The sequence below is a fragment of the Dawidia cretensis genome, from assembly GCF_018598175.1.
Classification (GTDB): Bacteria; Bacteroidota; Bacteroidia; order Cytophagales; family Cyclobacteriaceae; genus Ohtaekwangia; species Ohtaekwangia cretensis.
The window spans coordinates 1-243 of sequence record NZ_JAHESE010000246.1 but is presented as its reverse complement, the minus strand read 5'-3'; the positions used below and the strand labels follow the sequence as shown (position 1 = coordinate 243).

Genomic DNA, 243 nt, shown 5'->3' with positions numbered 1-243 from the left:
GTAATGAAGGTGTTTTCTATTTTTGTTTCCTCATCGGCATTATCTTTTATAGGCTTCTTTCTTGATTCAAATATAGAGACAGTCTCTCCGGATTGTAGATATCCCAATCTGCTTCCATTCATAACAAATTGCAATACATCCCTCACACTTCTACGACCTTTCGGCACACTCACATCGTCATATTGATCAACCAGATCCGAAGGAAAGACAAACAAGAAACTCGGTTGCTTTTCAATGTTAATA

Annotated in this window: 1 protein-coding gene; it reads right to left on the bottom strand. The window is 37.4% G+C overall.

Annotated features, from left to right (window positions below; genetic code table 11):
• The coding region (locus KK062_RS30520; RefSeq protein WP_254088151.1) for a hypothetical protein at positions 1-243 on the bottom strand (243 nt) is incomplete at both ends.